Origin of the sequence: Mycobacterium sp., from assembly GCF_044370595.1 — a bacterium.
GTDB lineage: Bacteria > Actinomycetota > Actinomycetes > Mycobacteriales > Mycobacteriaceae > Mycobacterium.
Map to the genome: position 1 here is coordinate 1 of NZ_JBILVF010000163.1, position 7,459 is coordinate 7,459.

The following is a 7,459-nucleotide window of genomic DNA, read 5'->3' on the forward strand; positions in this document are numbered from 1 at the left end:
ACCGGCGACCAACGCCGGCGCTCCGCAGGCCCAGCCGATCTTCCAGCCCGTGCAGTTGAACATCTTCGCCGCACTGGAGATCGTCACGGTGCGCTCGGCCATGCCCGGGTAGGTCGCGATCGGCCGATGCGCACGGCCGTCGAAAGTCAGCCGCTCGTAAACCTCGTCAGAGATCACCAGCAGGTCTGCCTCCACCGCTACCGAGGCCAGCGCGCGAAGTTCGTCGTCGCCGAGCACCATGCCGGTCGGGTTGTGCGGGGAGTTGACGATCATCGCCCGCGTGCGGGGAGTGATCGCCGAGCGGACCGCATCGGCGTCGAGCGCGAAGAACCCGTTTTTCGACACCAGGGGTACCGAAACCCGGTGTGCACAGGCCATCGCGATATTGGGCCCGTAGGTGTCGAAGTACGGCTCGATGACCAACACCTCCGAACCGGGCTCGACGAGGCCGATTACCGCCGAGGCGATCGCCTCGCTGGCGCCGACGGTGATCAGCACCTCGGTGTCCGGGTCGAAAACCTGCCCGTAGCGGCGTTGCCGCTGGGCCGAGACAGCCTCCCGGAGTTCGGCGATGCCCAGCCCGGGCGGGTACTGGTTGACCCCGTCGGCGATCGCCTGGCGGGCCACCTCCAGCATGGCCGCGGGGCCGTCCTCATCTGGGAAACCCTGACCGAGGTTAACCGCGCCGAGGCTGGCGGATAGCGCCGACATCTTGGCGAAGACATTCACCGAGAAGGGCCGCAGCCGCTCGACCGTGGTCATCGCTGCGCCGATGACATTCGGGTCGGGTTCCTTCATGGCTAGGAGAGTAATTCCCGGCCGGTGTGAAGCTCTCTTCACACTCGGCGGCTGGCGTGAAGATGACTTCACAGGGGGCCTGGCGGCACGCTTCACAGGCGCCCAACCAACAAGTTGGCCGGGTGGATTGTTACGGTTGACCAGCAGGGGGCTAGGCTCCTAGCCGCACCCCTTATCAATCACTCACGAGGGAAAAATCATGTCCGAAGAAGCCTTCATTTACGAGGCCATCCGAACTCCGCGCGGCAAGGGCAAGAACGGTGCCCTGACAGAAGTCAAGCCGCTCAATCTCATCACCGGCCTGATCGACGAACTGCGCTCGCGCCACGCAGGCATGGACGAGAACTTGATCAGCGACGTCGTCCTGGGCTGCGTCTCACCGGTCGGCGACCAGGGCGGCGACATCGCCCGGACCGCCGTGATTGCGGCCGGTATGCCAAACACCGTCGGCGGTGTGCAACTCAACCGGTTCTGCGCCTCCGGCCTCGAGGCCGTGAACACCGCCGCGCAGAAGGTCCGCTCGGGCTGGGATGACCTGGTCATCGCCGGTGGCGTGGAGTCGATGAGCCGGGTTCCGATGGGTTCCGACGGCGGTGCCATGATGAGCGATCCAGCCACCAATTATGACGCCTTCATCGTCCCGCAAGGCATCGGCGCCGACCTGATCGCCACCCTGGAGGGCTTTAGCCGCGACGACGTCGACGCCTACGCCGTGCAGTCCCAGGAGCGCGCGGCCGCGGCCTGGTCCGGCGGGTACTTCGCCAAGTCGGTGGTCCCGGTCCGCGACCAGAACGGCCTGCTGATCCTCGACCATGACGAGCACATGCGCCCCGGCACCACCATGGAGAGCCTGGCCAAGCTCAAGCCCGCCTTCGAGGGTCTGGCCGCGATGGCCGGCTTCGACGATGTGGCCATGCAGAAGTACCACTGGGTCGAGAAGATCAACCACGTGCACACCGGTGGTAACAGCTCCGGCATCGTCGACGGCGCCGCCCTGGTGCTGATCGGTAACGAGAAGGCCGGCAAAGCCTGTGGCCTGACCCCCCGGGCCCGCGTGGTGGCCACCGCCACCAGCGGCGCAGACCCGACGATCATGCTCGTCGGCCCCACCCCGGCCACCGAGAAGGTGCTCGCAACAGCCGGTCTGACCGTCGACGACATCGACCTGTTCGAACTCAACGAGGCCTTCGCCTCGGTGGTGCTGAAGTTCCAGAAGGACCTGGGCATCCCCAACGAGAAGCTCAACGTCAACGGCGGCGCCATCGCGATGGGCCACCCGCTCGGCGCCACCGGCGCCATGATCACCGGCACCATGGTCGACGAGCTTGAGCGCCGCGGTGCCAAGCGTGCGCTGATCACCCTGTGTATCGGCGGCGGCATGGGCGTGGCCACCATCATCGAGCGCGTCTGACGCCGAAGGAGGAAGTGAAAGAACATGGCAGAAAACACCATTCAGTGGGACAAGGATGCCGACGGCATCGTCACCCTGACTCTCGACGACCCCACCGGTGGGGCCAACGTGATGAACGAGCACTACAAGGAGTCCATGCACAGGTGCGTCGAACGCCTTGTCGCCGAGAAGGATTCGGTCACCGGCGTCGTCATAACCTCGGCCAAGAAGACATTCTTCGCCGGCGGCGACCTCAAAGGCATCATCCAGATCACCCCGGAGCACGCCGGTGAGGCTTTCGCCGAGGTCGAGGAGATCAAGGCCGACCTGCGCAAGCTGGAGACGCTCGGCGTCCCGGTGGTCGCGGCCATCAACGGCGCGGCCCTCGGCGGCGGCCTGGAGATCGCCCTGGCCTGCCACCGCCGCATCGCCGCGGACGTCAAGGGCAGCCAGATCGGCCTTCCCGAAGCGACGCTGGGCCTGCTGCCCGGCGGCGGCGGCGTCACCCGCACCGTGCGGATGATGGGAATCCAGAACGCCTTCGTCAACGTGCTGAGCCAGGGCACCCGGTTCAACCCGAAGAAGGCTAAGGACGCCGGTCTGGTCGACGAGTTGGTCGGCAGCGTTGAAGAACTCCTCCCGGCCGCCAAGGCCTGGATCAAGGCCAACCCCGACAAGAACACCCAGCCGTGGGACGCCCAGGGCTACCGGATGCCCGGCGGCACCCCGGCCAGCCCGGCGCTGGCGGCGATCCTGCCGTCGTTCCCGTCGTTGCTGCGCAAGCAGATCAAGGGTGCGAACATGCCGGCCCCGCGGGCCATCCTGGCCGCCGCGGTCGAGGGTGCGCAGGTGGACTTCGACACCGCCAGCCGCATCGAGAGCCGCTACTTCACCGAGTTGGCCACCGGTCACGTCGCCAAGAACATGATCCAGGCGTTCTTCTTCGACCTGCAGGCCATCAACGGCGGCGGCTCGCGTCCGGAAGGCATCGGCAAGACTCCGATCACCAAGATCGGTGTTCTCGGTGCGGGCATGATGGGCGCCGGTATCGCCTATGTCTCGGCCAAGGCCGGCTTCGACGTCGTCCTCAAGGACGTGACCATCGAGGCCGCGAACAAGGGCAAGGGCTACGCCGAGAAGCTGGAGGCCAAGGCACTCGAGCGCGGCCGCACCACCAAAGAGAAGTCCGACGCGCTGCTGGCCCGGATCACTCCGACCGCCGACGCTGCCGACTTCAAGGGCGTGGATTTCGTGGTCGAGGCCGTCTTCGAGAGCCAGGAACTCAAGCACAAGGTGTTCGGCGAGATCGAAGACATCGTCGAACCCAACGCGATCCTGGGCTCCAACACCTCCACGCTGCCCATCACCGGCCTGGCCGCCGGGGTGAAGCGGCAGGAGGACTTCATCGGTATCCACTTCTTCTCCCCGGTCGACAAGATGCCGCTGGTGGAAATCATCAAGGGCGAGAAGACCTCCGACGAGGCGCTGGCCCGGGTGTTCGACTACACCCTGGCCATCGGCAAAACCCCGATCGTGGTCAACGACAGCCGTGGTTTCTACACCAGCCGCGTCATCGGCACCTTCATCAACGAGGCGCTGGCGATGCTCGGTGAGGGCGTGGAACCGGCCAGCATCGAGCACGCCGGCAGCCAGGCCGGCTACCCGGCTCCGCCGCTGCAACTCTCCGACGAGCTCAACATGGAGTTGATGCACAAGATCGCCGTCGCCAGCCGCAAGGGCATCGAGGACGCCGGCGGCACCTACGTGGCGCACCCGGCCGAAGCCGTGGTGGAGAAGATGATCGCCCGCGGTCGGCCGTCGCGGCTCTCCGGGGCGGGCTTCTATGAGTACGTCGACGGCAACCGCACCCAGTTGTGGCCGGGACTGCGCGAGGAGTTCAAGTCGGGCACCTCCAAGCCGCCGCTGCAGGACATGATCGACCGGATGCTCTTCGCTGAAGCGCTGGAAACCCAGAAGTGCTTCGATGAGGGTGTCATCGAGACGACCGCTGATGCGAACATCGGCTCGATCATGGGCATCGGATTCCCGCCGTGGACCGGTGGCTGCGCGCAATTCATCGCCGGCTACCCCGGGGGGAAGACCGCCTTCGTAGCGCGCGCCAGAGAACTGGCCGCCGAGTACGGTGACCGCTTCAACCCGCCGACGTCGCTGCTGAGCTAGCCGCCAGCCCGACGGCGAAAAGTCCCCGAACTGGTTTTCGGGGACTTTTCGTTATCGGGTCTCTCCCACTAAACGACGGCGACAACGGTGACGTACAAGGCCGGCGGGCAGGCGCACCGTAAAGTCGCGGTATGCGCTTCGGACTGTTCATCCCGCAGGGCTGGCGACTGGATCTCGTCGGTATTGCACCCAAAGACCACTGGCAGGTGATGCGGAACCTCGCCTTGTACGCCGACAGCGGGGCGTGGGATTCGCTCTGGGTCTACGACCACTTCCACACCGTCCCGATCCCGACCGACGAGGCCACCCACGAAGCCTGGACGTTGATGGCGGCGCTCGCCGCGACGACGTCGCGGATCGACCTCGGGCAGATGTGCACCGCGATGAGTTACCGCAACCCCGCCTACCTTGCCAAGGTGGCGGCCACCACCGACGTGATCTCCGGCGGGCGGGTGCAGATGGGCATCGGCGGCGGCTGGTACGAGCATGAGTGGCGCGCCTACGGGTACGGTTTCCCTTCAGCGGGGGTTCGTCTGGCCCGCCTCGACGAGGGCGTCCAGATCATGCGCGACGCCTGGCGGGACGGACGGGTGACCTTCGCGGGCAAGCACTACCAGGTCGACGGCGCCATCGTGGCGCCGAAACCGCTGCAGCCGAGTGGTATTCCCCTGTGGATCGCCGGCGGCGGCGAGAAGGTCACCCTGAAGATCGCCGCAAAGTACGGGCAGTACACCAACTTCAGCGCCGATCCTGAGGAGTTCACGCACAAGTCGGAGATTCTGGCCGGGCACTGCCGAGATGTCGGCACCGACTACGACGCCATCATCCGTTCGGCCAACGTCAACGCCATCGTCGGCGCCGACGACGCCGAGTTCGCCGACCGCTGCGCGGCAGTACGCGCCCGCATCGCCGGTCTGTGCGGTGACGGGGCCGCCGACGCCATGATGGCGATGAACGACAACCCCGGCAACGCCACCGGAACCCCGGAACGGGTCATCGAGCGGATGACGAAATTGCGCGATCTGGGTTGCGAGTACGTGATCTGCTACTTCCCCGAGGCCGCCTATGACCGCTCCGGGATCGAACTTTTCGAGCGCGAGGTCATCCCCGCGCTGACCTAGATCGCCGGGCCAAGCAGGTCGTCGGCGTCGGTGATGTGGTAACCGTACCCCTGCTCGGCGAGGAACCGCTGCCGGTGTGCGGCATATTCGGCGTCGAGGCTGTCCCGCGACACCACCGAGTAGAACACCGCGCCACCGCCGTCGTGTTTGGGCCGCAACAGCCGCCCCAGACGCTGCGCCTCTTCCTGACGTGAGCCGAAGGTTCCCGAAACCTGCACGGCTACAGAGGCTTCCGGCAGGTCGATGGAAAAGTTTGCGACCTTGGAAACCACCAGCGTCCTGACTTCACCGCGGCGGAAGGCGTCGAAGAGCGCCTCGCGCTCGGCATTCTTCGTCGAGCCCTGAATGACCGGGGCGCCGAGTTCGGTACCGAGTTCGTCGAGTTGGTCGAGGTAAGCGCCGATGACCAACGTCGGCTCGCCGGGATGTTTGGCCAGAATGGACTTGACCACGGCGATCTTGGTCCGCGCCGTCGAGCACAGTTTGTAGCGCTCCTCGGGTTCTGCGACGGCGTACTGCATCCGCTCGTTGTCGGTCATCGTCACCCGCACCTCGATGCACTCCGCCGGGGCAATCCAGCCTTGGGCCTCGATGTCCTTCCACGGCGCGTCGTAGCGTTTCGGGCCGATAAGGCTGAACACGTCACCTTCGCGGCCGTCCTCACGGATCAGCGTCGCGGTGAGGCCCAGTCGACGACGGGACTGCAGATCCGCAGTCATCCGGAAGACCGGTGCCGGCAGCAGGTGCACCTCGTCGTAGATGATCAGCCCCCAGTCGCGGCTGTCGAACAGTTCCAGATGCCGGTATTCACCCTTGGTGCGTCGGGTGATGACCTGATAGGTCGCGATGGTGACCGGGCGGATCTCCTTGCGTTCACCGGAGTACTCACCGATCTCGTCCTCGGTTAGCGACGTGCGGGCGATGAGTTCACGCTTCCACTGCCGGCCGGCAACGGTATTGGTGACCAGGATCAAGGTGGTCGCACTGGCCTTGGCCATGGCAGCGGCACCGACGATGGTCTTTCCGGCCCCGCAGGGAAGTACCACCACGCCGGACCCGCCCGCCCAGAAGGAATCTGCCGCCATCTCCTGGTAGTCGCGCAGATGCCAACCGTCCTGCGCCAGGCTGATCGGATGCGCCTCGCCGTCGACGTAACCGGCCAGATCCTCAGCAGGCCAACCGATTTTGAGCAGCATCTGTTTGACTCGACCGCGCTCGCTGGGATGCACGATCACGGTGTCGTCGTCCAGGCGGGCACCCAGCATCGGGGTGATTTTCTTGTTGCGCAGCACCTCCTCGAGCACCGCGCGGTCCAGGCTGACCAGGGCCAGGCCGTGAGCGGGATGCTTGACCAGTTGCAGCCGGCCGTAGCGGGCCATGGTGTCGACGATGTCGACCAGCAACGGCTGCGGAACCGCGTAGCGGGAGAACGTGACCAGCGCATCGACCACCTGCTCGGCGTCGTGCCCGGCGGCCCGGGCGTTCCACAGCGCCAGTGGGGTGATCCGGTAGGTGTGCACATGCTCGGGCGCGCGTTCAAGTTCGGCAAACGGCGCGATCGCCGCCCGGGCGGCGCCGGCCCGTTCGTGGTCGACCTCCAGCAGCACGGTTTTGTCACTCTGCACGATCAGCGGGCCCTCAGTCATGGAGCCCCGCTCGGTCATCACACCTCATGACCGCCATTATCCGGACTCCGCCGACATCACCGAGGTGACGCGGTGCACCGCGAATTCGCGCGGCCTACCCTGCGCGGGGTCCCATGCCGTGAGCTGCCCGCCGCGAACCGCCAGCGGCCGGACCACTCGCTGGGTGGCCACACCGGCGGCGTCGACGTAACCGATCAGTACGTCTGTGCCGAGCACGGCTGCCTGCTGCAGCAGCGCAATCGCGACCGCCGGGTCTACCCGCATCCCGCCCAGCGGGGCCGAAGCCATCCGCCGCAGCACCGACACCACGGTCGCGAGGCTGT

The 7,459-nt window shown here is 66.2% G+C and carries 5 protein-coding genes and 1 pseudogene; 3 read left to right on the forward strand and 3 right to left on the reverse strand.

All coding sequences use genetic code 11. The annotated features are described in order from the left end of the window. A partial coding sequence (locus ADBZ5N_RS16055; RefSeq protein ID WP_526259101.1) for a pyridoxal phosphate-dependent aminotransferase occupies window positions 1-798 on the reverse strand: 798 nt, incomplete at its 3' end. A 199-nt stretch (window positions 799-997) separates the two neighbouring features. Here ADBZ5N_RS16055 and ADBZ5N_RS16060 point away from each other — a divergent pair. The 3 genes from ADBZ5N_RS16060 (at window position 998) to ADBZ5N_RS16070 (ending at window position 5,490) form a co-directional block, all read left to right on the forward strand. Then, window positions 998-2,209, forward strand: a complete 1,212-nt coding sequence (locus ADBZ5N_RS16060; RefSeq protein WP_526259103.1) for an acetyl-CoA C-acetyltransferase — start codon at window positions 998-1,000, stop codon at window positions 2,207-2,209. A gap of 24 nt (window positions 2,210-2,233) precedes the next feature. Then, the gene (locus ADBZ5N_RS16065; RefSeq protein WP_526259105.1) at window positions 2,234-4,369 is read left to right on the forward strand and encodes a 3-hydroxyacyl-CoA dehydrogenase NAD-binding domain-containing protein; all 2,136 of its coding nucleotides are present in this window, start codon (window positions 2,234-2,236) and stop codon (window positions 4,367-4,369) included. A 131-nt stretch (window positions 4,370-4,500) separates the two neighbouring features. Continuing rightward, on the forward strand, window positions 4,501-5,490 hold the full coding sequence (locus tag ADBZ5N_RS16070) for an LLM class F420-dependent oxidoreductase (protein WP_526259107.1): 990 nt from the start codon (window positions 4,501-4,503) through the stop codon (window positions 5,488-5,490). On the opposite strand, the gene ADBZ5N_RS16075 is transcribed toward ADBZ5N_RS16070, so the two are convergent. Continuing rightward, window positions 5,487-7,136, reverse strand: a complete 1,650-nt coding sequence (locus tag ADBZ5N_RS16075; protein ID WP_526259109.1) for a DNA repair helicase XPB — start codon at window positions 7,134-7,136, stop codon at window positions 5,487-5,489. The two genes, ADBZ5N_RS16070 and ADBZ5N_RS16075, sit on opposite strands and share 4 nt — an antisense overlap. A 36-nt stretch (window positions 7,137-7,172) precedes the next feature. Beyond that, window positions 7,173-7,459, reverse strand: a pseudogene (locus ADBZ5N_RS16080) (helicase-associated domain-containing protein); the annotation flags it as partial.

Coding starts and splice junctions, on each gene's coding strand:
- ADBZ5N_RS16065 (WP_526259105.1), top strand. CDS start 2,234: ATGGCAGAAAACACCATTCAGTGGGACAAGGATGCCGACGGCATCGTC.
- ADBZ5N_RS16075 (WP_526259109.1), bottom strand. CDS start 7,136: ATGACTGAGGGCCCGCTGATCGTGCAGAGTGACAAAACCGTGCTGCTG.
- ADBZ5N_RS16070 (WP_526259107.1), top strand. CDS start 4,501: ATGCGCTTCGGACTGTTCATCCCGCAGGGCTGGCGACTGGATCTCGTC.
- ADBZ5N_RS16060 (WP_526259103.1), top strand. CDS start 998: ATGTCCGAAGAAGCCTTCATTTACGAGGCCATCCGAACTCCGCGCGGC.